The sequence below is a fragment of the Paenibacillus sp. NPDC056722 genome (assembly GCF_042790635.1).
In the GTDB taxonomy this organism is placed as follows: Bacteria; Bacillota; Bacilli; order Paenibacillales; family Paenibacillaceae; genus Paenibacillus_AQ; species Paenibacillus_AQ agri.
In genome coordinates, this window is sequence record NZ_JBHTYV010000003.1 from 174,067 (window position 1) to 200,175 (window position 26,109).

Genomic DNA, 26,109 nt, shown 5'->3' on the forward strand with positions numbered 1-26,109 from the left:
TATTTGATTCTAATGATCCCGCTTCATGAGATAATCGGCGATCTCCAGCAGCCTGCTGGAGTCGGTGAAACCGCCGCCCAGCACGGCTTTCCGGGCTGCCAGCGTCAATCGCTCCACCTCGGATTTCGAAGCCTCAATCCCGATAAAAAAAGGATAAGTGACTTTTTGCTGCTCGATGTCACTGCCTGTTTTTTTGCCGAGCTTGCCTTCGTCGCCGATCAGATCCAGAATATCGTCCTGAACCTGAAAGGCCAGTCCAATATTTGTTCCAAACTCCCGTAGGGCAGCCAACTGCTGCTCATCTGCGCCCGCGATCCGTCCTCCGGCCAAGAGCGAGAAAATAAACAGATCGCCAGTCTTGTGTTCATGGATGTAGCGAAGCTGCTCTAAGTTGGTCAAGCCTTGCTCACCCTCCATGTCGGCCACTTGACCGCCGACCATTCCGCGGGGACCGGCCATTTCAGCCAATTCCTCTACAATGGCAAGCGAGCTCTCCGCCGGAATACCATGGCGCCGCGTAGCTTGTACAATACTGTAGAACGCGTGGGTCAGTAGTGCGTCTCCGGCCAAAATGGCTGTCGCTTCGCCAAACACCTTGTGATTCGTTAACTTGCCGCGCCGGTAATCATCATTGTCCATGGCTGGCAGGTCGTCATGCACCAGTGAATACGTATGTACCATTTCGATGGCTGCGGCCACAGGCAGCGCTGCAGTTCGAGATCCACCCAGTGCTTCACAAGCCGCGACGACAAGCAGTGGCCGCAGGCGTTTGCCCCCGGCCATCAGCGAATACTGCATCGCCTTATGCAAGTTATCGGGGACAAACCATGCTTCTGGGATGGTGGTCTCCAATTCTGTAGTGACCAGATCATTAATTATCGCAATGTAGGACTCAATGGGTTCCCGCAGGGGCTCCCCGGCGTTCCCTTCAGGACTGCTGTCAAAAGGACTCATCGCCGACCCCTTCCAGACCGCCAAACGGCTTCTTGCGCAGTTCGCCGTCTTCTTCTACTATCATCTCAATCTTGCGTTCTACCTGCTCAAGCTTGTTACCGCACAGCTGGGACAGCTTCATCCCCTGCTGAAATAAATCGATGGCCTTTTCCAGGGGGACATCGCCGTGCTCAAGCTCCCGCACGATTTCCTCCAGACGGTCCATCGCTCCTTCAAAATCCAGTTCCGCTTCCTTTGTCATCGTCTTTGCCATCCTCCTTCATTCCCCATACCTGGCAATTCAGTTCACCATCATTCAGCTTGACCACCACAAGGTCACCGAGCGCTACATCGTTAAGCGACTTGACCAAGTGCTGTTGTCCTTCATCGTAGACGAGGCTGTAGCCTCTCGACATGACTTTGAGCGGGCTTAGCGCGTCGAGGTGGCGCATCTCCGCCACAAAGCTCGAGCGCTTGTCCCGCAGCCGTGCCCCTATGGCGCCGATCAGTTCGCGGCGCAAGCCTTCGGCGCGCTGCCTGGCGGCGACCACGCCATCACGCGGATGGAAGCGCTGCAGGCTGTGCCGCAGCACCGCTTCACGCTCGCGCGCGCGCCGCAGGCGCGCATCCGCCGCGCTGGAAAGGCGCTGGCGCAGCATGTCGAGCTGCTGCGTATGCTGCAGCAGATACCGGCGCGGGTTGACCAGCACCGGCGACCGCTGCAGCGAAGCCAGCCGCTCGCGCCCGCGCTGGGCGCGCCGCTGCAGCCCCTGGCGCAGCCTGCGCTGCTGCTGGCGAAGCTGCGCCGCCAGCTCGGCGGAATGCGGCACCGCCAGTTCCGCCGCCGCTGTAGGCGTCGCCGCCCGGAGATCGGCGGCGAAGTCGGCGATCGTGAAATCGGTCTCGTGGCCAACGGCCGAGATAACCGGGATATCCGATGCCGCAATCGCACGGGCGACGATCTCCTCGTTGAACGCCCAGAGCTCCTCCAGGGAGCCACCACCGCGGCCAACGATCAAGACGTCTGCTTCACCCATAGCGTTCAGTGTCTTGATCGCCTTTACGATGGAAGGCGCAGCGCCTTTTCCCTGCACCGTCACCGGGTACAGCACAACTGCGGCTTGCGGGTATCTCCGCTGAAGTGTGATCATAATGTCCCGCACGGCTGCGCCGGTCGGGGAAGTTATGACCCCGATGCAGCGAGGCAGCCTTGGTAGTGGAGACTTGCGTTCCGCCGCGAACACCCCCTCTTGCTCCAGCTTTGCCTTCAGCTGTTCATAAGCAAGATACAGACTGCCAATGCCATCCGGCTGCATGTGCGTTGCATAGAACTGGTATTGCCCATCCCGCTCATATACAGTCACGTTGCCTCTGGCAATAACCCGGGAGCCTTCCTTTGGCACAAAGGGTAAACGCTGATTGTGGGACGCGAACATGATCGCCTTGATACGGCTGCTCTCGTCCTTCAGTGTGAAATACATATGTCCGCTGCCGTGATGTGTAAAGTTGGAGATTTCACCACGTATCCATACATCCGACAGAAGATGATCCGAGTCCAGCTTCATGCGGATGTAACGGTTAAGTTCCTTAATGGAATAGACTTGCCGCTCTGCCGCCATGATTCCTACCTATTCCAGTCCGTGACGGCGTTTCGCTGCAATCAGCGTATTCCCCATCAGCATCGTAATCGTCATAGGGCCCACGCCGCCCGGTACGGGTGTAATATGGCCAGCAACTTCTTTCGCGCTTTCATAGTCAACATCACCGGCAAGTTTGCCAGAGTCCAAACGGTTCATACCAACATCAATGACGATAGCGCCCGGCTTCACAAAGGATGCATCAATGAAATTAGCACGTCCAATCGCGACTACCAAGATATCAGCCTGACGGCTGAGCTCTGCAATGTTAGCTGTGCGGGAATGGCACATAGTAACTGTAGCATTCTCACGTTGCAACAGCAGGGATACCGGCTTGCCAACAATATTACTGCGACCGATAACCACAGCATGCTTACCGGAAATCTCGGTTCCTGTACGCTTGATCAACTCTATGACACCAGCAGGTGTACATGGAAGAAGGCTATCATCGCCAATAACCAGATTACCCACATTCACCGGATGGAAACCGTCAACATCCTTTTCCACAGCAATCGCATCAATAACGGCTTTTTCTTCGATATGTCCCGGCAATGGCAATTGCACAAGAATTCCGTCAATGTCATCACGTTGATTCAACTGTTCTACCAGTGCCAACAGATCTTCCTGTGAAGTCGAGGCATCCAGTCTATGTACTTCGGAATGGAAGCCTAAGCTAATGCAGGATTTCTCCTTATTGCGAACATATACTTGCGATGCTGGATCTTCCCCTACAAGCACAACGGCAAGGCCTGGCTTAACCCCGCGTTCCACGAGCCCAGCAACCTCCCGGGCAATGTCGATGCGAATTTCGTCGGATACTTGTTTACCACTGATGATTGCTGCTGTCATGAAAATCTCTCCTCTTTGGTAGGCTTTGATTGATTTTATATTATAAATTGAACCTGTTTTGGGGCTCAAGTCAAAATCAGAGGTCAACATTAAAGTTCTTTCCTGATTCTAAAGATAACTCCTAATTCCAGCTTAATTTATTTAAAAAAAGTTAATAGCTCTACGCAAAACATGGCGTGCTTTCAAAACCTGAGCTTGCAATGCTGAGTTTCGGAACAAAGGCAATATTCCACCTTAAAAGTTGGGAATTCCGATGTGTAATGTACATTAAGAGCAATAACCGCACTTAATCTAAAAGATTCACTTCTCTAAGACCGAGGTAGAACATTTTAGCATACGATAATGCTCCTAAATCATACATTCACCTGTTTCTTGCTAAATTAGCTTCCTCAACGTTTAATCAATTATTGAAGATGATCCGCTTTGAGCGTGTCCAATTCCTGAATCATCTTACCCAGTACCCCGTTGACGAACTTGCCGGAATCCTCGGTACCGAAATGCTTGGCCAGATCAATGGCTTCGTTGACGGAGACCTTGGCAGGAACATCGCTTGCGAATACCATTTCAAAAGTCGCCAGACGCAAAATTTGGCGGTCCACACGCGACAGACGGCTCATTTGCCAGCCCTTCAAGTAATATTCCAGCATGTCATCGATCGCTACCTTGTGCTCCCAAACGCCATTCACATGGTCTACTACATAGTGCTTCAGTTCAATCTCATCGGTAATTACACGTTCCGTCTCATTCTCCTCCGAAGCTTCTTCCAGCAGCATTTCTACCGCCTCAGCACTGTCCACATCATTCATTTCCATTTGGTACAGGCTTTGTACAATAATTTCTCTAGCTAAACGTCTCTTCATGTGTTCCTCCTAAAATCTTGTTTCGCATATCTTTATTTTAAGCCCAAATTCAGCACATTCTATCCCTATATAGGACACAGATATTATCGCAACTGCGACAAGAGCCTTCTCTCCACAAAAAAACCGCGTGATCTTTCTTCCGGGGCAACGAACATCAACAGACCTGCAATTCCTGCTTCGGGAGAAAGACTATCGCGGTTCATTTGAAAGGACGCCAGCGTCCAGACAACCACTCTACCAGCTCCTGCCATCTAACCATAGGAGACTGCGCGTGATCGTCCTTCCTTTTGCCAAGCGTATATCCGATGAACACTACCAGTGCAAAGAACAGCATATCCCAAAAACCACTAATCAAATAAATCAAACCGAGAATGACCCCGAAGGAGACTCCGGCGATCCTACCCCCGTGACTTTCCCATACTTCTCTCCAGGACATAGGGGAAACCCACCTCTATTCCACTCGACTTTTGAAGCTTGGAGACTGTGACAGGTTGGCAATATATACGGACACATCCGCGACCGGTATGCCAGTCGTTTCCTGCACGAAATCATGCACCTGACGCTGAACTTCCGTGGTCAGCAGCGGGAGCGAATGCTCTCCGTCCACTACCGCGCGGATCATGATTTCCAGACCCGCCTGAGAGACGCGGATACGCGACTTCAGATCGCGGATGCCTTTCACCTTACCGGCAGCCTTGAGACTGAGGTTCTCAATCGTTTCCATGGAGATCTGGATATCCCCATACTCTGTGCGCTGATCCACCGAAGGCAAAGTTGCCCGGTCGCGTCGCATGGAGATATAGAAGAAACGAATGCTGAGCAAGAACAGGATCACTGAGATCGTGATCGCAACAATGTAAACTGCCGGCCCATCCTTAATCTCCACCGTTCTGGGGATGGCTCCGCTCAAGAGGAGGATGGCAATTACAGATAATATTCCGATGCTAAGGCTGTAGATGAACAGCAGAAGCCTGTCCAAAATTTTTGCCACGAGTCTCATAACCTCCTTAAATTAGAGTAAACCCTCGACGTTGCTGTCGGGGGTTTATAGAAGAACGGGTGGCTATTATTTCACGCGAAGCACGGCTTCGACATCCTCGTTCTTTTCTACAGTGGTGCTCTTGAACTGCACATCATGAATATGAACATTGACTTCCACAACGGTAAGCCCAGTCATGGTCTCGATGGAACGCTTAACATTGCGCTGAATCTCCGCCGCCACTTCAGGAAGACGGTTGCCGTACTCGATGATTACGGATACATCCACCGCTGCCTCGCGTTGACCAACCTCTACCTTCACACCTTTGGACAGGTTCTTGCGTCCGAGAAGCTCCACAATTCCTCCAGCAAATCCACCGCTCATACCGGCTACACCTTTAACTTCTACTGTAGCCAAACCTGCGATTACCTCGATTACTTCCGGGGCAATTTGGATTTCACCGATTTCCGTCCGTTCGAATTCCGTCGGCAATGTACTCATCTTAGCCTTCACACCTTTCAACATGTTGTTCATGATTTCAAGCTTAAAGCACGTCTCTTATTAAACATACTATATCATTTGGCGAACTTTATGACAAACAAAGCAAAGTCGTCCTAAACTTCATACTCTTCCAGGAATTTAATGTCAAAATTCCCGTCCAAGAACACAGGATGTTCAAGCAGTTTTTGATGGAACGGAATCGTCGTATGAATACCTTCCACCGCGAACTCGCCCAGAGCGCGCTTCATCTTCGCAATAGCTTCCTGGCGGGTCGGTGCCCAGACAATCAGCTTTGCAATCATGGAATCATAGAATGGCGAAATGGTATACCCGGGATAAGCGCCACTGTCTACGCGAACGCCAAGACCACCCGGTGGCAGATAAAAGCCGATTTTGCCCGGTGAAGGCATGAAATTCTTCTCAGGATCTTCGGCATTGATCCGGCATTCAATGGACCAGCCGTTAATGACAATATCCTCTTGCTTGAAGGAAAGCGGATTGCCTTCAGCTACGGAGATCATTTCTTTGATAAGGTCAACACCGGTAACCATTTCTGTAACCGGGTGTTCAACTTGAATCCGGGTATTCATTTCCATGAAGTAGAAATTACCATCCGGACCTAGCAGAAATTCCAGTGTACCTGCTCCGGAATAGTTCACGGCAAGCGCCGCACGTACGGCCGCATCACCCATGGCCTCACGAATTTCCGGTGTCAGTACGGCGCAAGGCGCTTCCTCCACCAATTTCTGACGGCGGCGCTGCACAGAGCAGTCCCGTTCGCCCAGATGGACAACATTGCCATGCTTATCAGCAATAATCTGTATTTCGACATGCTTCATTCCCGTCAGGAATTTCTCCAGATAGACTCCGGCGTTACCGAAGGCTTTCTGTGCTTCCTGCTGGGCTGCAGTAATCTGCTTCACCAAGGATTCTTCATCCTCAGCAATCCGGATGCCCTTGCCTCCACCGCCCGCTGTTGCCTTAACGATGATCGGATACCCGATCTCACGGCCCAGCGTTACAGCTTCCTCTACATCACCCACAAGGCCATCAGAACCCGGGATAACCGGAACTCCGGCCTGCTTCATGGTGTCTTTCGCCACAGCCTTGTCACCCATACGCGTAATCGCTTCCGGGGAAGGCCCGATAAAGGTAATATTGCAAGACTCGCAAATCTCCGCAAAATCAGCGTTCTCCGCGAGAAATCCGTATCCCGGATGGATAGCATCGCATTCGGTCAACGTGGCAACACTCATAATATTAGTAAAGTTCAGATAGCTGTCCTTGGATGGCATCGGTCCAATGCAGTAGGCCTCATCTGCCAGACGGACATGCAGTGAGTCCCTGTCGGGCTCGGAATAGACCGCCACGGTGGAAATGCCGAGTTCACGACAGGCCCGGATAATGCGGACCGCTATTTCTCCACGGTTGGCAATCAGCACTTTTTGAATGTTCATGCGTTTCCTCCCAAAAGTATTGCGGAGCCTTAGCTCCGCATGATTTACGGCATATTATTCCGGTTTAACCAAGAACAGCGGCTGGCCGTATTCCACAAGCTGGCCGTTCTCGACCAGAACGGATACGATTTCGCCTTTCACTTCCGCTTCCAGTTCATTCATCAGCTTCATAGCTTCGATAATGCATACTGTTGTCTTGGCATTGACACGGTCGCCGACAGATACAAACGACGGCGTTTCAGGAGATGCGGCACTATAGAAGGTACCGACCATCGGAGACACGATTGTATGTAATGTGCTTTCTGCAGGAGTAGACGGAGTCTGTACCTGAACAGGTGTCTCAATTACAGTTGGCTGGACCGCTGGTTGCTGCGGAACAGGCTGTTGCAGAACAGGCTGCGTCAGAGGATAGGCATAAGGAACCGCTGTTCCGTCGGCCTCAGGGCGTTTCGGTTTGCGGATAGCCAGTTTCATTCCTTCGCTGTCAATCTCCAGCTCATGTACGGAGGATGTCTGGTCCAGCAATTTAATCAATTCCTTAATTTCGCTTAATTTGAACATAAAATCAGTTCACTCCTTCAGCTTTCTCTCGAAACCGCTCTTCTTCGCGGACAAGATAACTTTAAGTATTATATCATAAACGCTAGAAATGGAAAGAGCCCGGGATAACCCGAGCTCTTTCGCTATTTTCTTTGTTTTTTCTCATCGTTTACTGCTGGGAGACGTATTGCACGCTGACCTTGTCCTGAGTGACACTAAGTTCCTTCATGACCAGGTCTACAATGCTCACCGCCTGCTTCACATCCAGCTTGTCACTCTGAACGATCACTTTGTAGAAATTGTTACTGTCTTCCTTGACGATGGCCTCGCCATATTTTTGTTGAAGCTGCTCTTCGATGTTAGTGATTTTGGACTCTTTGTCTTCCAGCGCATGCAACTGTTCTTGAGCTACAGCATTCTCAGCTGGCGTCTTATCCATATCGTTGATCAGAGCCATCAGATCGCGGTATTGCTTCTGATTATTTTGCTCACGCTCGTACATGTAATTGTTGAATAAACTGCTTGCAGAGACACTTTGAGACGCGACTTCGTCCAGGACATCGGCATCTTTCTTGGCTGGTGTTTTCTCATCTGCTACTGCGGTTTTCTTATCGGTACTCTTGTCGCTGCCGTTCTTGCTGTCAGCAGTTACTTTGTTACCGTCAGATTTCTTATCCCCAGCAGCTGATTTATCGGCTGTCTTATCTGAAGTACCGGTGCTGGCCGCTGCATTGTTACTGTTATCGGCAGCTTTGCTGCTGTCCTCAGTAGTTGCTGCTGCGCTGTCATCTAATGTTGCAGGGTCTTGTGCAGTTGTCTGAGCGGTAGCATCTGCATCGCCGGTAACATCACCTTGGGTCACCACTTCATTGACCTCGAAGCCTTTATCAAGAACATTATTTGCGGAGGTTCCCTTAGCTGTGCCATCCACCTGCATGCTGCCCGCCGTCTCCTTCGGAACTGAAGCACCAGAGTCTTCTGTGAATAAATAATACGCGGATAAGACCACCATCAAGCTGAGCATCGATACTAACCAAATCGTTTGTCTTTTGCCGTTCATTCCTTATTCCTCCTTTTATGCTTTCCTTCTTCTATTCCTGCTTGCGCGGCACTACGGAGATCCTGTAGTTCGGTACATTTAGACCCTTCTGAACTGCCTGTTCAATCAAGCCGCGGACAACCTTGTTCTCTGCTCCTTTGGCCACTACCAGCACACCGCGCACCTGGGGTTTAACCCGCTTCGTTATGATCGGGGTCTGATCCCCGGACTGGGTGTACGTTACGATCTCGCCGTCTCTTGTGTACTGCGTCGTATGACGCTTTCCCCCGTTGGCATCCGTCTCTTCACTGCTCTGCTGAGAGTCTTTGACATCTCGTTGCACGACGATTTCCTCGGTAGAATCAACGGTGACCATAATATCCACTGTCCCCACACCGACGATTTTCTCCAGAATTTCCTTGGTGCGGTCTTCCATAGCCTGTTCTATGCCGGAAAAAGAATTGCTGACCGCCGGATCAGCCTGCTGGATAGTCGCCTGTGAACTACCGGAGCCGGGCGGCTCCCGCCCTGTATTCTCGCTGTCGATCTTCTTCACATTCACAAAAGAATTAAACAGCATGATCGCCGCGCCCAATAAGCCCAGAATAATCAGCCAGCGGAACGTATGGCTCCGCTTCGGGCTTCCCTGTCCGCCCCCGGCCCACTGTTCCAGCTTTTTCAACCAGTTGCCCATCCCTGTATCCCTCCTTCATTGTTTGGCATATTGTCGGTGCTTGGCCTCACAGCTTTGTGTCGCCTGCGCTTTGATCTTGTATGTGGATGACCTCCGGATCGAGATCCCATTTTTGTTTCAGCAGCTGAGTGATTAACTTTGCTTCTTCCTTTGACTCCCCGCTATCGTCGACACTGCCCTTTACTCCCTTGTGCCCGGTTTGGGCTGGCGCTGCGCTTGGTGTTCCCCCTATAGACACCTCTACAGCTTCCACAGGGGCGATGACAATCGGCTGGGAGACCGCTGCGCCGGAAGCACCTCCCTCCCCCCCTGAAGGGGATTGGGATGCAGGCAGCGCTACCGTTACGCCAGAGATCACCGGGACGTCTCCACCGCTTCCCCCAGGCGGCTTGCCCATCGCCAGCGAGACAGTTACACGGACACCCCGGACGCCCATTTCACTTGCGATCTGATCTCGCATCTGTCCGGCTACTTCCTCAGCCGCCAGCTTGAGACTCTGCTCCTGACGGCCTTGGGCTAACTTCTGTCCGTCCGCCAGAATCTTTTCCAGCGAATCCGTCCCCTTGCCAGTGCTTGTGAACATTCCGCCTGTCTTCTCTTGCTGACTCATCGCCAAGCTAAGCTCCTTAGCAGCGTCTCCCTTCAGCAAGGAGACGACGGGGTTCAACAGGGTGAGCAGGATCAACAGGCTGAGCACCAGTCTGGCATAACGCTCCATGGACTTGCTAGGAAGCAGCAGCTCCACGAAAGCCGCCAGCAGTACTACAAGGATGATCTCACGCAGCCAATCGCTTAACCAAGTCATCGTCTCCCTCCCAAAAATGTGCTGCTGATGCTGCATCCCGGAATCCTCTGCTGCAATCCGGCTTCAGAAGCACCGCCTGCACTCACCTCATCATTACCGTGACATTGCCTGCGGTCAGCATAATCGTGACGGCCAGGAAGAACATCAGCGAGACTGCAGCCAAGGCGGCGAACACATACACCATACTTTTTCCAATCGTCTGCAGACAGGTTACGATTGGTGTCTCGCCGAGCGGCTGCATAACAGCGGCAGCAACATTGTAGATGAGTGCAAGCACCAGGATTTTGATTGCCGGAAACGCACAGAGGAACAAAATAATGATAACTCCCGACAATCCAATGGCGTTCTTCACCAGCAGTGAAGCAGAAATGACGGTGTCCGTGGCATCCGCGAACATTTTACCGATGACCGGAACAAAATTTCCCGTTATATACTTTGCAGCCCTGATCGTAACCCCGTCAGTGACCGAGCTGGTAATGCCCCTGACGGATATGACGCCCAGAAACACAGTCAGCAGTACCCCCAGCAGCCCGGCACCGATATTGCGCAGCAGATTGGCCAGTTGGGTAAGCTTGTATTTCTCGGACAACGAGCTGACCAGATGCAGCACGGCCGAGAAGAATAGCAGCGGGAAAACCATGGTGTGAATCAAGGTGCCGACCGTATGGATCATGAACACAATTAGTGGATGAGTGACCGAGACCGTGATGATATTCCCCATGGAAGCGAGAAGCGCGAAGAGCAGAGGAATCATCGCCATCATGAAATCAATCATCCTGTCGATCGCATCCTTGGCATAACCGATAGCAATATTGAAACTGTTAACGGCAATGACGAGCACTACCATATAACAGAGGGTATACGCGACTTTACTGACGGTTTTACGTTCAAAAGCGGTCTGCAGCGTCTCCAGGATCATGCTCATCACACTGATCATGACAATGGTGACGAGGAGCTTGCCGTTATACAGTACCTCGTGCCACATGTACGCCCCCAGACCTGACAGCACCCCTTTCATGCTGAGTCCCTTGTCACCTGGCAGCAGCATATCCATGAGGGTAGGGGTGGCCCCGTCCGGGAAAAATCCGCCGTAATCCTTCATCAGCTGATCCCAGTATTTGTCCACTTTATCTTTGGGAAGGCTCTCTACCTGGCTTTTCACCCATTGATCCACCGGCGATGAGCTTCCTGCTGGAGTAGGCACTGGCGAAGCAGCGGCGCTCCCGGCACACCACAGCATCACGAGGCAGGGGAGCAGAAGCAGTATGATTTTGAACGGCGGAGGGCGAAACTTGCGGCGCTCCGACATGGCTTCTCCTCCCTGTTCCTCTTTCGCGTTCGTAGTTATTTAAGACCCTATGCGGGCAAAAGCTTCATGACCGTTTCAATAATAATGCTGATAATGGGCACGGCCAGCACCATGATCAGTATTTTTCCAGCCAGCTCAATCTTTGAGGCAATCGATTCCTGGCCTGCATCACGCACCACCTGGGCGCCAAATTCGGCAATGTAGGAAATCCCGATAATTTTGAAGATGGTCTTCAGGTAGATCATTTCCATCCCGGAGGATTCGGCGATCCGCTCCAGCGTGGAGAGGACCATCCCAATTTTGCCAATCAGGAGCAGAAAGATCAGAACTCCTGTGGCAGCTGTGAGCAGGAAGGCGAACATCGGCTTCTGTTCCTTCAGGACGAGTATCAATATGGTCGACATGAGCCCGATCCCTACAACTTGAATGATCTCCATGACACGCCGCGCCTATTGAAAAAGAAAGATCGTTTTGATTTCCTGGAGCAGTCCGTCCAGCATGCGGATGACCATGAACAGCACGACGACGAACCCGATGACTGTGACCCAATGGGCGATATCCTCTTTGCCCATCTGCTTCAGCACGGTATGAATCATGGCGATGATGATGCCAATGCCGGCAATTTGGAAGATGGCATTCACTTCAATATTCATTCCTGGCACCTCGCTAAAAGATCAAAATGACGATCAATGCTCCAAGCAGCAGACCCAGGCTTTTGCTCATAGTTTCGTATTTGCCCTGATCTTCTCTGGCCGCCGTCTCTTCCTGCTTTAATTGCTGCAAAGCCAGCGCGATATGGTTGCTCTGGTTCGACCTGTCGCTGGTGCCAAGCGTACAGCTTAGCTGCCTTATAACTTCTTTCTCCGCGCCCTTCAGCGCTGCGGCCTTCCAGTGAGCCTCCATAGCCCGGCCGAAGGCCTCCTCGGCGCTGCGATCATGCGGCGGAGACATTTCCTCCGCAGCTTGGACAAACAAGGCTCTCAGCGGCTCCTTGCACTGCTGTCCAATCCGCCGCAGCGCTTCCGGCAGCGGCGTGAAGCCGTACATGATCTCGGTCTCCAGCCGCTGCAGGGCGGCGATCAGGCTACGGATGTTCCGGGGACGATCGGCATACTGCCTGGCCCGCTGGAACCCGGCCAATGTACCGGCTAGCACGACCAGCACGGCGCCGAACAGTTTAAGCATGGCGTTCACCGCCTGTCCGCTCTCCCGGTGCGCCGGGAAGCAGCGCGCGCTTCTGACTGTCCAGAACGCGGAAGGATAATCCCGCCTCACTGCGGTGGAGAATCACATAGCGCTCGAACATCCTGTGTTCGAGCAGACTGCCCAGCCCCGGTCTGCGGGCCAGCTCGGCCACTTCCTTACCGTGCGCGGAAGCCACGACCGTGATGCCTGCATGCAGTGCTTCAGTTACCGCATCGGCATCCTCGGGACGCCCGATCTCGTCGGCAATAATGACGTCTGGGGAGAGCGATCGAATCATCATCATCATTCCTTCCGCTTTGGGGCAGCCGTCCAAAATGTCAGTGCGTGGGCCTACATCAAAGGCAGGTATCCCCCGTCTGCTTCCTGCAATCTCAGATCGTTCATCGACGATACCCACTTTGAGACCTTGCCGGCTCCCGCCTTGCCTGTTCTGGCTGCCGCCGGAGATCTGTCTGGCGAGATCGCGCAGCAGTGTGGTCTTGCCATGCTGGGGCGGCGAAAGGATCAGCGTATGCAGCACCCGCAGCCGACCTTTGTCCAGCAGATAAGGAAGCACACCGTCAGCCACACCCGGCACTTCACGTGCAATACGTACATTGAATCCGGTGATGTCGCGCAGATGTTCGACACCGCCCCCGCTCAATACAGTTCGTCCGGCCAGTCCAATCCGATGGCCTCCAGGAATCGTAATGAACCCCTTCCGCAGCTCTTCTTCCATCGTATACAAGGAGTGGTTGCTGATCAGATCCAACAGCCGGTGGCTATCCTCACGATCCGGCCGATAAGCTTCCTCCGGCTTTTGTGTGAGCCTACCATCGGCGCTTAGAAAGTGGTACTTCCCGGAATAGTTGATTTCGAGCGGCCGGCCTTCGCGGACCCGGATTTCCTCTACCGCTGATAAAAGTTGCAAAGGAAGGCTTTTTAGCAGCATTCTTACTTTTTCAGGGAATAAGTGAAGCCAGTCATTTGCCATACAAGCTACCCCCAAGTTGTCCTCTACTTCTTCTGCTTTAGTTCATATTTATGCTTGTACCGGTCAAATATGACTATCATCTATCATTTTTTTAGAATTCCAATTAAGAGAAAGGCAACACCGCAGCCAATCCAGCCCAGCTTGCCCCAAGACAGTTCCTGTGCCATACCGGTAAGTCCAATAGCCGTGGTCAGAATCAATATAGTGGGTCCAACTAAAGCCAGTGTAGAATTGACAGCCAACGCCTTATCCACCTGATTAAGCCTCAGCATAAGCAGCGCAGCTATAATCTCGGCACTGCCGGACAGCATTCTCAACACAGCCATCCAGCTTACATACTTGTCCAAATCCGCTCATCTCCTTCTGACAATATTAAAAACACTCTTGCTCCCTTTGAATTCTCTACTTCCAGCCATTATTCATGGATATGCGGGACGGGCCCGGATTAGACAGGAAAGAAAGGGAAGATTAAGGGGAAGACTGTGAAACAAATCATAGTGATCATTTTGATAAGAAAATATCATCAGTATGATAAATTTATTTTTTTACATAAGAAAAAAAGAGGGGATATCGTATGTACGTTCGGAATTTATGGGCAGGACTAAGTGGAGCTGCTGCTGTGAAGCAGGCGCGAGAAGTAGCAATTATTATTATTTCGGCCTTTTTGGTCGCCAGCGGGCTGCGTCTGTTTCTGATTCCGCACCAGCTATTAAGCGGAGGAATAGCCGGGGCAGCGTCCGTAGTGGGATATCTAACCAATCCGAAATATATCTCTATAATTTATTTTGCAATGAATTTACCGATTCTAGTGTGGGGCTTTGTCGCTGTGGGGAAGAAGTATATCTGTCTAAGCATGCTCTCGGTGGTGGCTACAACCTGGTTTATGACGATTATTCCGGTGGTAAGATTGACCAAAGATCCGATTCTGGCCAGTATTTTTGGCGGGGTGATTATTGCCTGCGGTGTTGGCTTTGCGCTGCGAGTGGGCGGTTCATCCGGGGGCTTTGATATTCTTGGCTCTATTATTACCCGTAAGCACGATATTCCGATGGGGTCGATCCTGTTCGTAATGGACGGAATCGTGATTCTGAGTCTTGGCTTCTTCAAAAGCTGGGATTCGGCCCTGTATGCCATGCTATGCATCTTCGTCAAGAGCCGGGTCGTGGATATGATACATATCCGCCACGTCAAACTGACCTGCTTCATCGTCACCAAGGAACGGGAGAAGATGCTGAATCGGCTCACACTCCTGCCACATGGGGTTACCGTGGTGAATGCGGAAGGTGGCTACAGCCACGAGGGAAATACCATGCTGATGACGGTCACAACCCGTTATGAGCTGTCAGAGCTTAGGAAGACGATCCTGGAGACCGATCCGAAAGCTTTCGTCAATGTGCTGGAGACGGTAGAGATTCTTGGCCGGTTCAGAAGACTCAGCTAGTAATAGCACCCTATCTTTTCTCTCAAAATGAATATAAATGGCCTGCAGGAAGAGACTTTTTTCACAAGTCACTATCGTGCAGGCCTTATTTGTTATAGACTTCGGGAAGTCTTCTAACCTGTGAAATTGCCAGCGGCCGCTGTTCCACTGAAATTTCTCGCCTGAACGTTGTTCAAGTTGTCTGTAACAGCAGCATTAGTGAAAATTTCGCAGGTATACTGAATCTGTCCTGTTGCAACATCCACAGCCGGGGGTACATCAACCGCATTAAATCCAATCATTTCATTTTCTCTGCTGAGTGCCACCCCAAAAGTCGTTGTAAAAATAACTGTGCCGTTTCTGCGGACATTAATAGTGTTGGTATTGAACTGTGGATTATTTTCCGTTTTCACAAAACCTGACAAGAGCACACGAACATTGCCATGATTCTCCGGCAACACCCCGGCGGTCTGAATCCCAATATCACCGAATACAAAGGGCGTGGCAGCTAGAGGAATAGTGACCGGTGTCGAATCAGACGCAGCTTGATTGGAGACTCTCAAATCAATAAATTGAATAGTCATAAGTTTTTCACCTCCTGCTTGTATCATATGACTGAGAGAGTTGATTATCTTGGACTACCCTTTAAAACACATGCTTATCCGGTAGATTTATGCACACTTTCCAGGTTTCCCAAAGAGCATTCAGGCAACGGAGATAATGCGTTTTCTTTTTCGCAAAAAAACAGGGATGCCGACAGCCGTAATGGCTGCTGACATCCCTGTTTGTGTGCTCACGAATAACTTAACGGCGGTCTTGTGGTCCGCCAACAAAAGCTTGCTCAGTGGTATCTAAATTATAGGCGGTGTGAAGCGCCTGAATGATATTTTGCAGATTGCCGGATTCAATGACACAGGATACCTTGATCTCGGACGTGCTTACCATCTTGATGCTAACGCCCTGATTGGAGATTACCTCGAACATTTGAGCCGCCACTCCAGGATGGCTGACCATGCCAGCGCCGACAATGGATACTTTAATAAGATTATCCTCGGAGGTCACTTCACGGTAAGGCAGTGCGCTGTGCAGCTCCTTGATTACTCCCTTGGCACGATCCAGATCATCCAGCGAGACAGTAAAGGAGAAATCAGCTTGCTCCCCTTGCACGCCGCTCTGTACAATAATATCCACATCGATGCCTTCTCCGGCCAGCTTGCCGAAGACTTGTGCGAGTACGCCCGGCACATCAGGCACTCCCAAAATGCTGATCCGTGCCACGTTCTTATCGTAGGCAATACCGCTTACCACTACTCCCTGCTCCATGCTTGTTTCCTCCTTCACAACAGTACCTTCATTATGGTTAAAGCTTGATCTGACGACCAGCTTGACTTGATGACGTTTGGCATACTCCACGGCACGCGGATGCAGAACAGCAGCGCCCAGATTGGCGAGCTCCAGCATCTCGTCGTAAGAGATTTCCTTCAGTTTGCGCGCAGTCTTCACGATCCGCGGGTCAGTTGAGTAGATCCCGTCGACATCGGTGTAGATTTCACACACATCTGCTTTGATCGCAGCTGCAAGTGCAACGGCCGTTGTGTCTGAACCACCGCGACCCAGCGTGGTGATCTCACCGTCCACAGTCATCCCCTGGAATCCGGCAACGATGACAATCTGGTTCTTCTCCAGAGACTCCAGCACGCGGCCAGGCAAAATTTCGTTAATGCGAGCGCGTCCGTGCGTCTCATCCGTACGGAATCCAGCCTGCCAGCCTGTATAGGACACAGCGTCCCGGCCAATTCCATTCAGCGCAATAGACAACAGAGCGACAGAGATCTGCTCCCCCGTAGTCATCAGCATATCCATTTCACGAGCTGGTGGCTGAGCGTTCAATTCCTTCGCCTGATCAATTAAATCATCTGTCGTATCACCCATGGCGGATACAACTACAACACAGCGGTGGCCCTCATCCTGCTTCTGTGCAATACGTCCTGCGACCCGCTTCATACGTTCAATGTCGCCGACGGAGCTGCCCCCGAATTTCATAACATAAAGTGACAAAGTCCCATTCACTCCCTATTTCGGTCTATGTAGTATCTTGCTTTCAGTTTCCCGCTTTAAATCAGTATAATACGAAATTAGTGTTATGCGTTAATGGTTTCACAAAAAAATATCCGGGCAATTCTTGGATTGTCCGGAATCAGGCCCCTCACAGGGCAATTTTAACAGGAAAATGATTGTTCGGGAAACCCAAACACGTACAAGCCCCGCCGCTAATGCGGGGGGCTTGTACGCAATAAAGTCTGATATGGAACACTCTTGCCTTACGACTACGCGCGGGAGATGTATTTACCTTCGCGGGTATCGATCAGAAGAACATCGCCTTCGTTGATGAACAGAGGCACTTGTACAGTGTGGCCAGTCTCAAGCTTAGCAGATTTAGTAGCACCTTGAGCGGTGTTACCTTTCACGCCTGGCTCAGTTTCAGCAACCTTCAGCTCTACGCTGGTAGGCAGGTTGATCCCAAGGATCTCGCCTTGGTAGCTTACAATGTTCACAGTCATGTTTTCTTTCAGGAAGTTAAGTTCCCATTCAAGCTGCTTGCTGGACAGTTCGAATTGATCGTAAGTTTCGTTGTCCATGAATGCGTGCTCCGAACCGCTGGCATACAGGTACTGTACACCACGGTTTTCGATGATCGCGCGGCCGATAGTTTCGCCTGCACGGAAAGTACGCTCAACGGTGTTACCGTTACGCAGGTTTTTAAGCTTGGAGCGTACGAATGCCGCACCTTTACCTGGCTTAACATGCTGGAAATCAAGAACGGTGAAGATATCTCCGTCCACCTCTACGGTCAAACCTGTTTTGAAATCGTTAACTGAAATCACAAATACCCCTCCTGAAATCAATAATTATAATGGAACCCTAATGAGAAAATATAGTCTTCCCGTTCGAAAGCTACTCATGGGCTTAAAGCCAACTTACAAAATGGTGTATTCTTTGGACGAGTGCGTCAGCAGCGAAATGCCGCTTTCCGTAATCACTACATCATCTTCAATGCGCACGCCGCCGAGACCCGGCAGATAAATTCCCGGCTCTACGGTAACTACCATGCCTGGCTCCATAATCTCATCACTGAGCTTGGAGAGGCGTGGCCATTCATGCACTTCCATGCCAAGGCCATGGCCGGTGCTGTGTCCGAACTGCTCGCCGTATCCATAACGCGTAATGATATCACGCGCCAGTGCGTCGCATTCACGTCCGGTCATACCCGGTTTGATATTTGCCAGCGTATGTAGCTGAGCCTCCAGCACAATATCATAAATCTCTTTCAGCTTCGGATCAGGCGATCCTAGCGCAATGGTCCGCGTCAGGTCGGAGCAGTAGCCGTCAAGCAGAGCACCGAAGTCCAAAGTTATGAACTCGTTACCCTTAATCACACGACTGCTCGCCACACCATGCGGCATCGACGAACGTTCACCGGAAGCGACGATCGTATCAAAGGACGACGATGTTGCTCCATGAGTACGCATGTAGAATTCCATTTCCAGATCCACATCACGTTCGGTCATGCCCGGTTTGATCACATTCAGAATATGGCGGAAAGTATCATCCGCGAGCGCGCCGGCCCGTCTCATGACAGCCAACTCTTCTTCATCCTTGTAGGTACGCAGGTTCTCAACAGCCTTGGATACCGGAACCAGCTCAGCCGGCTTTAAGGCTTCCGCATAAGCTGTATAAGCACTGTAAGCCACTTGATCCTGTTCAAAGCCAATACGCACATTGTTGCCTGCTGGCAGCAATTCACGTACTGTATCTAGAAACTTGGAAGCGTGCTCTACCACTTTTAATCCGTTTGATTGATCCGCTGCCTGTGTCATATACCTGAAGTCTGTCAGCAAATATGCTTCATCGCCTGTGACGAGTACATATCCCGATGACCCGGTAAATCCGCTCAAATAGCGGCGGTTGATGTCGCTGGTAATTAAGATCGCATCCAAACCTTGATCCAGCAAAGCCTTGCGCAGCTTGGAGACACGCTTGTTGCCCATTTTCATTCTCCTCTCAAAATAGCCACATTGTATTTTAACATAGGGTTATGCCCTTGAGAAGTTTTTTTGAGGCGTTTAAGTAAGTATGCTTTTCCGCTCCCGCTTGCGCTCATCCGTGTACTCCATCGCAACGGTATAGCCGATAAACAGTCCCCAGAGTAAAAAAACGCAAAATTCACTGATCACCGAATTCCATGGCAGCCGGAATGGACGCTGCAACAGGAAAAGCCAGGAACCCGCCAGAAAGATGCCTGCCCACCAGAGTGCACCATAAATCATCCCCGGCCACGGGCCCTTTAACCAGCGGAACACGAATACATAAATCAGGGTAGCGATCACCGACAGGAGAATAAAGGACAAGTACCCGATCAGATGACCGGCTGGCTTCAGCAAGAACCCATGCTTAAAGAAAGGCTCTGCCAAAAATGCGGGAATGACTTTGGTAAAGTGTAGTGTATACATGATCCAGCGGGCACCTCCCCAGAACAATCCGGCAAAAAAGCCGAGCTCCAAAGCAAACACAAACGGATTTGTATGCACTGTTCTCTGTTGTTGCGACTTGCTCATCTTGGCTGTACACCCTTTCCTCATTGGTTTAATACGGCCTAAACATCCTTATCCTCTCTCTAATGGATAGTATGTACAGCAAAAGCCGATCCAACTAGTAATGTCCGTAAAAATTAGTTACAATGAGGGATATACAAATATATTACAAACGGGAAGGTGAATGGGTTGTCCCAGGAAACTCCAAGCTACGGCGGCCAAGCCGTCATTGAAGGCGTCATGTTCGGCGGAAAGCATGTCAACGTAACAGCCGTACGGCGCAAGAATCAGGAAATCACATTTTTGGAGGTGCCGAAAAGCGACAAAAGCTGGGTCGTCAAACTCCGCAAGATTCCGCTGCTTCGCGGCCTTGTCAGTATTATAGATGCCAGTGCCAAGGGCTCCAAACACCTGAACTATTCCGCAGAATCTTATGCCGAGGATGAGGTAGATCCAGAAGAAGACGCCAAACCCAAGAAGAAGGATAAGGAAGAGGGCTGGAGTCTTGGAATGATCTTTGGCGTCGCTGTCATGGGTATTCTTTCTTTTATTTTTGGTAAGGTGATTTTTACCCTCGTACCGGTATTTCTTGAAAGTTTTTTATTTAAAAATGTATTCGACAACTATGTTTTGCACAACATCATAGAAGGTGCCATTAAGCTGATTCTGCTGCTGGTATATCTATGGGCGATCTCCCAGACACCGGTTATCAAGCGGCTCTTCCAATATCACGGCGCGGAGCATAAGGTAATCAGCGCTTTTGAAGCTGGTGAGGAATTGACCGTGCGCAACGTACAGAAGTACAGCCGCCTGCATTACCGCTGCGGAAGCAGCTTCATGATGCTGACCATTGTGCTTGGCGTAATTATCTACTCTGTAGTTCCATGGGATAGTCTGTGGGAACGTGTAATTCAGCGGATTATATTGCTGCCAGTCGTGATCGGAGTCTCCTTTGAAGTATTGAAGGGAACAAACGCGGTACGCGACGTACCGGGACTGAAGTACCTGGGCTATCCGGGTCTGTGGCTTCAATTGCTCACAACGAAAGAGCCTAAAGACGAACAGGTAGAGGTATCTATCGCTTCCTTCAACCGCATGCGGGAGTTGGACGCAGAGATCGAAGCAAAGGGTTATGCAGGAGCAAGTGTGTCAGGCATATTGGATCCGGCGAAAGGATGAGTGGCCTATGAACAGGCATGCTTTGATTTTTTGGAGTGCAATACTGCTGGCAGCATTCGGACTGGTGTACTCGATCATCGATAGTGATTGGGGGGCTTTATCTGAACTGATTATCCCGGTTCTCTTGATCGCTGTGATCTATTATTTCTTCAAAAAACGTGCCTTTAGCGGAAGTCCACGTGGATCGAAGATCAAGGTAAAGCCTTCCCAGAAAACGATGGCCAAGGTAGCTGGCACCCGCAAGAGCCAGGCCTCGCCCGGTAAACGTAAAAGCTATCCATTCCAGGTCATCGAAGGCAGCAAAGGCAAGAACGATGATCACCTCCCCAAATATCATTAATGTAAAAAGGCATCTCCACGTTTAACTTGTGGGATGCCTTTTTCAATAAGTCTGCACTTCAGTGCGGCCGCCAACTCTTGAAGAACGCCTCCCCCGCCTTCAAATACAGCATTTATGGCCATAACCATAGAAATACCCCCCGTTCCCATAGATCCTACTGCTTATCTATGAACACGGGGGTAAATTCATGAACTATAAGGGATAACTAAAGGATCAGGGCTTAAAATAAAATGTGAGTAGGCTTGAAAGCCCAAATGGATCTCTGACCACAATATCATTGGCGCGGAACATAATGCTTCCCGCCACTTCATTATACTTCTCGTTATATTTCAATTGATTGATGATCTGCTGGCCGCTCTGCCATTCCGCGCTTTGGTCGCTGGCCCCAACTTTATAGGCTGCCAGGCCGATGTAGAGCTTCACCTTAGTGTTCGCTACTTCATTCACCCACCAATCGACCAGCTTGTCATACCGTGCAGCATTGAAGGACAGGCTCCAGTAAATCTGTGGAGCGACATAGTCGATCCAGCCCTGCTTGACCCATGTCCGCACATCGGCATACATGCTGTCATAGGCGGTTACGCCTGCTGTGGTGTCTGAGCCTGTGCTATCCATCTTGATGTTGCGCCAGACGCCGAATGGACTGATGCCATACGATACTGCTGGCTTAGCGCTGTGAATCTGTGATCCAAGCTGACGAACGAAATCATTGATGTTGTCCCGGCGCCAGTCATCCTTAGATACGATTCCCTTGGCGTTATAGGTCTTGAAGGTTCCATCATCAGCAAAGGTAGTATTCGACGGATAGAAATAATCATCCAGATGAACGCCATCAATGTTATAGCCATTGACGACCTCCATTACCGTGTCAATAATATGCTGACGCGCCTCAGGTACCCCTGGATTTATGTACAGCTTGCCTCCGGCATTCACAATCCATTCAGGATGGGCTTTAGCGACATGATTGCTGGCGAGGCCTGTAGTAGACGCATCCGTGGTAGCCCGGAACGGGTTGAACCAAGCATGAAATTGCATACCGCGTGCGTGAGCTGCGCTGACCATATATGCGAGCGGGTCGTAGCCCGGATCCTTGCCCTGCGTTCCGGTCAACACCTTCGACCATGGCACCAGGGACGACGGATACAAGCTGTCTGCAGACGGTCTAACCTGCACAAAAACCGCATTGAAGCCCACTGCCTTCAGCTTGTCCAGTAGATTATCGAATTCCTGCTTCTGCTTATCGATTTTCCCGGCGGAAGACACCGATGGCCAATCCAGATTGAAGACAGAGGAAATCCATGCACCTTTCATCGCTTTGTTAACTCCCGCCCCAGGAAGGGGCACTGTCGGTACCGCTGGCGTCGACGTTGGTGTTGGCGTCGTTGTTGGTGTTACTGTTGGTGCTGGCGTCGCCGTAGGTGCTGGTGTAGAGGTAGGTGCAGTCGATGGTGTCGGCTGCTGCGGACCTGCCGATTGCGGCGGTTCTGCCCCTGTATACAAGGAGATATGCTTCGTTGCTTGATCCCATATCACCTGCAACCCGAGCTGTTCACTGACAAAACGCAGCGGTACCATTACCCGGCCCTGCTTCACCTCTACGGTGGTGTCAAGAGTTACTGCCGTTCCATTCACCAGAGCGTTCTTCTGGCCGCTGGTCAGCTTGATTACCGTGTCCCCTTGCGTGATCGTAGCAGTCTTGCTGCTCTGGTTCCATTCAACACCTGCGCTCAGTCCTTTACTGATAACGCTGATGGGCACCATAGTCACATTCTTCGGTGTAATATAAGGTGGCACATCACTAACCAGCGCCTGCCCGTCCAGTTCAATCGTAATCTGAACCCCCGCCGCTCGTACCCCTACAGAAAACAGCGGCAGACTCAAGATGATTACCAGTAGTCCAAGCATCCATTTACGGTATTTCATAATTCCTCCCCAAATTCAAAAAGTGTGGTAAAAAAACAAAAAAACGGAGTCGTCCTAAAAAGGACGGTATCCGTTTTGACGTAAAAAACTGGGAAAGGTTGCGGTAAATTCGTAGAAAAGAAACATCCGGGTCCCTTTTTCTAAGAATCGCTAACCAGTTCATCATGAATATTATAAAGCGTCTGCACCCGCTCCTGGTCCCGCCGGAAATATTCCACCAGTGTCTCAATACGCGTGATGGAGTCCCAGCTCAAGTGATGCTCGATGCCTTCAACATCCTTATAGATATTCTCCTGCTGCACACCAATCAGTTCAAGAAATTGCTCCAGAAGCTGGTGGCGGTCAACCAGTCGTTTTCCCACTTTTTTTCCTTTATTGGTCAGGACAAGCCCACGATATTTCTCATAGATGAGATATTCGTCCTTATCCAGTTTTTGGATCATCTTGGTCACAGATGAAGGGTGGACTTCCAATCCCTCGGCGATATCCGAGACCCGCGCATATCCCTTCTCATCGATGAGCTTGTATATGCGCTCCAAATAATCCTCCATGCTGGGTGTTGGCATTCAACTTTACCTCTTTTCTATAATGAGCGTGGCGCATAAGGCCAAACCTTGCTCTAACAATGATACATGTTTCTCCCGCTCCTTGGCAAGTCCCGCCACATTTTGCGGACCAAATTGCACAGGATTACCACGGTTTCAATGACCGCTAAACCCGCACACTAAGGACATCCCCTATATGAAGGAGCGTGTATTCATGTCAACCGTGACACCGAAACGCCCTGCAGTCAGGCGGCAAAAAAGACCAACAGCCCCCTTCATGCCCGAGCTTGTTTTTTTCGAGCCGAATGCCCTGAATTACCCCAAAGGGGAGCGGATTATGGAATGGGTCAAGAGCAATAACATCCCTTACCGTATGACAACATCGCATAATCGTATCACCAATCTTCCAGGCGAAACGGAATCCGAGCAATATAAAATCGCCAAAAGAACACTTGTCGTCGGCTTGCGCAAAACACTGACCTTCGACCAGTCCAAGCCTTCTGCCGATTATGCTATTCCCATCGCGACCGGTTGTATGGGGCACTGCCATTATTGCTATCTTCAAACTACCCTTGGGGCCAAGCCTTACATTCGGGTATACGTCAATACAGATGATGTGATGGATGCTGCTAAAAAATATATCGAAGAGCGCTCACCAGAGATCACAACGTTCGAAGCCGCCTGTACCTCTGATCCGCTGGGTCTGGAGCATATTACAGGTTCCCTGGAGGAACTAATTAATTTCATGGCAAAAGAGCCGCTGGGCCGGCTGCGTTTTGTGACTAAGTATCAGCATGTGGACTCCCTGCTAAAGCTTCAGCATAACGGCCATACGCGTATCCGCTTCAGTGTCAACGCCGATTATGTCATCAAAAATTTCGAGCCGGCCACCGCCCGGTTCGAGGAACGTATAGAGGCTGCCGGTAAGATCGCTAGGGCCGGCTACCCTCTGGGCTTCATCATTGCCCCTATTATCTGGCATGACGGCTGGCAGGAGGGCTACGCAGAGCTGCTGTCCAAGCTCGCAGAAGCGCTACCTCCTGAAGCGGGTAAAGGCTTGACCTTTGAAATGATTCAACATCGCTTTACCAAGACGGCCAAGACGGTCATTGAGAAGCGCTATCCGAAGTCGAAGCTGGAGATGGACATTGAGAAACGGAAAAAGAAATGGGGCCGTTGGGGCCAGAACAAATACGTCTACCCCGATGAACAACAAACCGCCCTGCGGGAATTCATCACAGAGCGGATTTTCGAGCATTTTCCAGAAGGTAAGATTGATTATTTCACCTGATGAAACAAGCTGCGTTGGCAGCATCTTCTAAATAGGAAGAATCACAGCCATTGTCCCATATTAATTCCAGAGTGGCTCAGCCTAAAACTTCAGCCATTCAGGTGTAATGTTCTGCAACCAAATCGTGATGCGGAACATCTGATCCGTAAAGAGCAACAGGCCCATAAGCACCATCAGAACGCCACCGATCTTCATCAGCACATTGGAGTACTTCAGAATGCGTCTGGCTCCGCCTAGGAAGAAAGCCAGCGCAAAGAAAGGTAAAGCGAACCCGATACTATATGCAGTAATAAGCGTAAACCACGTGCCAGGATCACTGGCTGATAGCGCAATGATGGCTGTTAGAATCGGGCCAATACACGGTGACCAGCCGGCAGAAAATCCAATGCCGAAGATAAAAGATCCGGCATAGCCTGCCGGCTTCCATTTGAGATTCAGCTTTCGTTCACGCATCAGAAATTGCGGCTGAAAAATACCGAGCAAAAACAGCCCCATAACAATAATAAGGATTGCCGATAACTGGCGAATCAGATCCCGCTGGCCGTTAAAGAACTGTCCGAACAACCCCGCACCAAAACCCAATGTGTAAAAAACCGCAGAAAACCCAAGGATAAAAGCCAAAGTATGACTCAAGGTCCGGAAACGGACCTCTTTGGTGTTGCCGCCGCTCTTCAATTGCTGAACAGATAATCCGGTTATGTAAGACAAATACGAAGGATAAAGAGGCAGGCAGCATGGAGAGATAAATGAGGCCAGACCCGCAGCAAAAGCTATTCCTGCATTAATGTTGGACAAAGCAGCAGTGCTCCTTCCCGATTAATGTCTCTTCCCAAAACCTTCTTCAGTGCGGCGACTTATGATTTCCCGTTGTATATGTTAAAATGCTCAGCTCACACCTTTTTTTTGTTGCGTTCACACATTCAATGTTACGTTAGGGCGTTCAATGTTGCATTCACACGTTCAACGTCCGCTTACACGTTCTTTGTTACGTTCACACATATTCATTGTTGCGTCCACACGCCCAACTTCTGCCTACA

The 26,109-nt window shown here is 50.6% G+C and carries 32 protein-coding genes; 4 read left to right on the top strand and 28 right to left on the bottom strand.

Annotation, left to right across the window (positions count from 1 at the left end; genetic code table 11):
• Nucleotides 1-9 precede the first annotated feature (9 nt).
• The 19 genes from ACFRAM_RS09390 to ACFRAM_RS09480 form a co-directional block, all read right to left on the bottom strand.
• Nucleotides 10-954, bottom strand: coding sequence for a polyprenyl synthetase family protein (locus ACFRAM_RS09390; protein WP_379465656.1), 945 nt, complete (start codon nucleotides 952-954; stop codon nucleotides 10-12).
• Nucleotides 941-1,195: an exodeoxyribonuclease VII small subunit gene (gene xseB / locus ACFRAM_RS09395; protein WP_066363700.1), complete on the bottom strand. Its 255-nt coding sequence runs from the start codon at nucleotides 1,193-1,195 to the stop codon at nucleotides 941-943. Before xseB ends, ACFRAM_RS09390 begins: the two co-directional genes overlap by 14 nt.
• Nucleotides 1,167-2,552: an exodeoxyribonuclease VII large subunit gene (gene xseA / locus ACFRAM_RS09400; RefSeq protein WP_379465657.1), complete on the bottom strand. Its 1,386-nt coding sequence runs from the start codon at nucleotides 2,550-2,552 to the stop codon at nucleotides 1,167-1,169. Before xseA ends, xseB begins: the two co-directional genes overlap by 29 nt.
• Nucleotides 2,553-2,561: 9 nt before the next feature.
• Nucleotides 2,562-3,419, bottom strand: coding sequence for a bifunctional methylenetetrahydrofolate dehydrogenase/methenyltetrahydrofolate cyclohydrolase FolD (gene folD / locus ACFRAM_RS09405; RefSeq protein WP_379465658.1), 858 nt, complete (start codon nucleotides 3,417-3,419; stop codon nucleotides 2,562-2,564).
• A 404-nt stretch (nucleotides 3,420-3,823) separates the two neighbouring features.
• A complete protein-coding gene (nusB, locus tag ACFRAM_RS09410; RefSeq protein WP_066363708.1) occupies nucleotides 3,824-4,279 on the bottom strand; it encodes a transcription antitermination factor NusB in 456 nt (151 codons plus the stop codon).
• Between the two features lie 199 nt (nucleotides 4,280-4,478).
• A complete protein-coding gene (locus tag ACFRAM_RS09415; RefSeq protein WP_066363711.1) occupies nucleotides 4,479-4,715 on the bottom strand; it encodes a DUF2273 domain-containing protein in 237 nt (78 codons plus the stop codon).
• A 15-nt stretch (nucleotides 4,716-4,730) separates the two neighbouring features.
• Entirely contained in the window at nucleotides 4,731-5,270 is a 540-nt protein-coding gene (amaP, locus tag ACFRAM_RS09420) for an alkaline shock response membrane anchor protein AmaP (protein WP_379465659.1), read from the bottom strand.
• Between the two features lie 75 nt (nucleotides 5,271-5,345).
• Nucleotides 5,346-5,759, bottom strand: coding sequence for an Asp23/Gls24 family envelope stress response protein (locus ACFRAM_RS09425; RefSeq protein ID WP_175373055.1), 414 nt, complete (start codon nucleotides 5,757-5,759; stop codon nucleotides 5,346-5,348).
• A gap of 113 nt (nucleotides 5,760-5,872) precedes the next feature.
• Nucleotides 5,873-7,216, bottom strand: a complete 1,344-nt coding sequence (gene accC, locus ACFRAM_RS09430) for an acetyl-CoA carboxylase biotin carboxylase subunit (protein WP_379465660.1) — start codon at nucleotides 7,214-7,216, stop codon at nucleotides 5,873-5,875.
• A gap of 54 nt (nucleotides 7,217-7,270) precedes the next feature.
• Nucleotides 7,271-7,777: an acetyl-CoA carboxylase biotin carboxyl carrier protein gene (accB, locus tag ACFRAM_RS09435; protein ID WP_175373053.1), complete on the bottom strand. Its 507-nt coding sequence runs from the start codon at nucleotides 7,775-7,777 to the stop codon at nucleotides 7,271-7,273.
• A 148-nt stretch (nucleotides 7,778-7,925) separates the two neighbouring features.
• On the bottom strand, nucleotides 7,926-8,816 hold the full coding sequence (locus tag ACFRAM_RS09440) for a SpoIIIAH-like family protein (protein ID WP_379465661.1): 891 nt from the start codon (nucleotides 8,814-8,816) through the stop codon (nucleotides 7,926-7,928).
• Nucleotides 8,817-8,847: 31 nt separating this feature from the next.
• Nucleotides 8,848-9,489, bottom strand: coding sequence for a stage III sporulation protein AG (gene spoIIIAG, locus ACFRAM_RS09445; RefSeq protein ID WP_379465662.1), 642 nt, complete (start codon nucleotides 9,487-9,489; stop codon nucleotides 8,848-8,850).
• A gap of 46 nt (nucleotides 9,490-9,535) precedes the next feature.
• Entirely contained in the window at nucleotides 9,536-10,294 is a 759-nt protein-coding gene (gene spoIIIAF / locus ACFRAM_RS09450) for a stage III sporulation protein AF (RefSeq protein ID WP_379465663.1), read from the bottom strand.
• Between the two features lie 82 nt (nucleotides 10,295-10,376).
• Nucleotides 10,377-11,603 (bottom strand): stage III sporulation protein AE, encoded by a 1,227-nt coding sequence (spoIIIAE, locus tag ACFRAM_RS09455; RefSeq protein ID WP_379465664.1) that lies wholly within the window; start codon nucleotides 11,601-11,603, stop codon nucleotides 10,377-10,379.
• 47 nt (nucleotides 11,604-11,650) lie between these two features.
• Nucleotides 11,651-12,040, bottom strand: a complete 390-nt coding sequence (gene spoIIIAD, locus ACFRAM_RS09460) for a stage III sporulation protein AD (RefSeq protein ID WP_066363745.1) — start codon at nucleotides 12,038-12,040, stop codon at nucleotides 11,651-11,653.
• A gap of 12 nt (nucleotides 12,041-12,052) precedes the next feature.
• Nucleotides 12,053-12,256, bottom strand: a complete 204-nt coding sequence (gene spoIIIAC, locus ACFRAM_RS09465) for a stage III sporulation protein AC (RefSeq protein WP_025335735.1) — start codon at nucleotides 12,254-12,256, stop codon at nucleotides 12,053-12,055.
• Between the two features lie 13 nt (nucleotides 12,257-12,269).
• On the bottom strand, nucleotides 12,270-12,788 hold the full coding sequence (gene spoIIIAB, locus ACFRAM_RS09470) for a stage III sporulation protein SpoIIIAB (protein ID WP_175373048.1): 519 nt from the start codon (nucleotides 12,786-12,788) through the stop codon (nucleotides 12,270-12,272).
• On the bottom strand, nucleotides 12,781-13,782 hold the full coding sequence (gene spoIIIAA / locus ACFRAM_RS09475; protein ID WP_379465665.1) for a stage III sporulation protein AA: 1,002 nt from the start codon (nucleotides 13,780-13,782) through the stop codon (nucleotides 12,781-12,783). The genes spoIIIAB and spoIIIAA overlap by 8 nt, the downstream gene beginning before the upstream one ends.
• 83 nt (nucleotides 13,783-13,865) lie before the next feature.
• The gene (locus ACFRAM_RS09480) at nucleotides 13,866-14,129 is read right to left on the bottom strand and encodes a YqhV family protein (RefSeq protein ID WP_376767049.1); all 264 of its coding nucleotides are present in this window, start codon (nucleotides 14,127-14,129) and stop codon (nucleotides 13,866-13,868) included.
• A gap of 227 nt (nucleotides 14,130-14,356) precedes the next feature.
• Here ACFRAM_RS09480 and ACFRAM_RS09485 point away from each other — a divergent pair, with 227 nt between their 5' ends.
• On the top strand, nucleotides 14,357-15,223 hold the full coding sequence (locus tag ACFRAM_RS09485) for a YitT family protein (protein WP_175373046.1): 867 nt from the start codon (nucleotides 14,357-14,359) through the stop codon (nucleotides 15,221-15,223).
• 113 nt (nucleotides 15,224-15,336) lie between these two features.
• Here the strand turns inward: ACFRAM_RS09485 and ACFRAM_RS09490 are convergent, their stop codons facing one another.
• The 5 genes from ACFRAM_RS09490 to ACFRAM_RS09510 all read right to left on the bottom strand — a co-directional run bounded on the left by ACFRAM_RS09490 (nucleotide 15,337) and on the right by ACFRAM_RS09510 (nucleotide 19,818).
• Complete coding sequence (locus ACFRAM_RS09490) at nucleotides 15,337-15,786, bottom strand: hypothetical protein (protein WP_175373045.1); 450 nt, start codon at nucleotides 15,784-15,786, stop codon at nucleotides 15,337-15,339.
• Between the two features lie 220 nt (nucleotides 15,787-16,006).
• Nucleotides 16,007-17,260 carry an aspartate kinase gene (locus ACFRAM_RS09495; protein ID WP_379465666.1) on the bottom strand — a complete coding sequence of 418 codons (1,254 nt, stop codon included), beginning with the start codon at nucleotides 17,258-17,260 and terminating at the stop codon, nucleotides 16,007-16,009.
• A gap of 269 nt (nucleotides 17,261-17,529) precedes the next feature.
• Entirely contained in the window at nucleotides 17,530-18,087 is a 558-nt protein-coding gene (gene efp, locus ACFRAM_RS09500; RefSeq protein WP_175373043.1) for an elongation factor P, read from the bottom strand.
• A 93-nt stretch (nucleotides 18,088-18,180) separates the two neighbouring features.
• Nucleotides 18,181-19,251, bottom strand: a complete 1,071-nt coding sequence (locus ACFRAM_RS09505; RefSeq protein ID WP_175373042.1) for a M24 family metallopeptidase — start codon at nucleotides 19,249-19,251, stop codon at nucleotides 18,181-18,183.
• A gap of 75 nt (nucleotides 19,252-19,326) precedes the next feature.
• Entirely contained in the window at nucleotides 19,327-19,818 is a 492-nt protein-coding gene (locus ACFRAM_RS09510) for a YqhR family membrane protein (RefSeq protein ID WP_379465667.1), read from the bottom strand.
• Nucleotides 19,819-20,034: 216 nt separating this feature from the next.
• On the opposite strand from ACFRAM_RS09510, the gene ACFRAM_RS09515 reads away from it, so the two are divergent.
• Nucleotides 20,035-20,973 carry a DUF1385 domain-containing protein gene (locus ACFRAM_RS09515; RefSeq protein WP_379465936.1) on the top strand — a complete coding sequence of 313 codons (939 nt, stop codon included), beginning with the start codon at nucleotides 20,035-20,037 and terminating at the stop codon, nucleotides 20,971-20,973.
• A 7-nt stretch (nucleotides 20,974-20,980) separates the two neighbouring features.
• Complete coding sequence (locus ACFRAM_RS09520; protein WP_379465668.1) at nucleotides 20,981-21,313, top strand: hypothetical protein; 333 nt, start codon at nucleotides 20,981-20,983, stop codon at nucleotides 21,311-21,313.
• Here ACFRAM_RS09520 and ACFRAM_RS09525 read toward each other — a convergent pair.
• From ACFRAM_RS09525 to mntR, 3 genes are all read right to left on the bottom strand, one after another.
• Nucleotides 21,310-21,441 carry a hypothetical protein gene (locus ACFRAM_RS09525; protein WP_379465669.1) on the bottom strand — a complete coding sequence of 44 codons (132 nt, stop codon included), beginning with the start codon at nucleotides 21,439-21,441 and terminating at the stop codon, nucleotides 21,310-21,312. The genes ACFRAM_RS09520 and ACFRAM_RS09525 overlap by 4 nt on opposite strands.
• Before the next feature lie 85 nt (nucleotides 21,442-21,526).
• A complete protein-coding gene (locus tag ACFRAM_RS09530; protein ID WP_379465670.1) occupies nucleotides 21,527-23,236 on the bottom strand; it encodes a family 10 glycosylhydrolase in 1,710 nt (569 codons plus the stop codon).
• A gap of 140 nt (nucleotides 23,237-23,376) precedes the next feature.
• Nucleotides 23,377-23,802 (bottom strand): transcriptional regulator MntR, encoded by a 426-nt coding sequence (mntR, locus tag ACFRAM_RS09535; protein WP_066363772.1) that lies wholly within the window; start codon nucleotides 23,800-23,802, stop codon nucleotides 23,377-23,379.
• Between the two features lie 193 nt (nucleotides 23,803-23,995).
• Here mntR and splB point away from each other — a divergent pair, with 193 nt between their 5' ends.
• Entirely contained in the window at nucleotides 23,996-25,072 is a 1,077-nt protein-coding gene (gene splB, locus ACFRAM_RS09540) for a spore photoproduct lyase (protein WP_379465671.1), read from the top strand.
• 81 nt (nucleotides 25,073-25,153) lie between these two features.
• On the opposite strand, the gene ACFRAM_RS09545 is transcribed toward splB, so the two are convergent.
• The gene (locus tag ACFRAM_RS09545) at nucleotides 25,154-25,867 is read right to left on the bottom strand and encodes a cytochrome c biogenesis CcdA family protein (RefSeq protein WP_175373036.1); all 714 of its coding nucleotides are present in this window, start codon (nucleotides 25,865-25,867) and stop codon (nucleotides 25,154-25,156) included.
• Nucleotides 25,868-26,109: the final 242 nt, after the last annotated feature.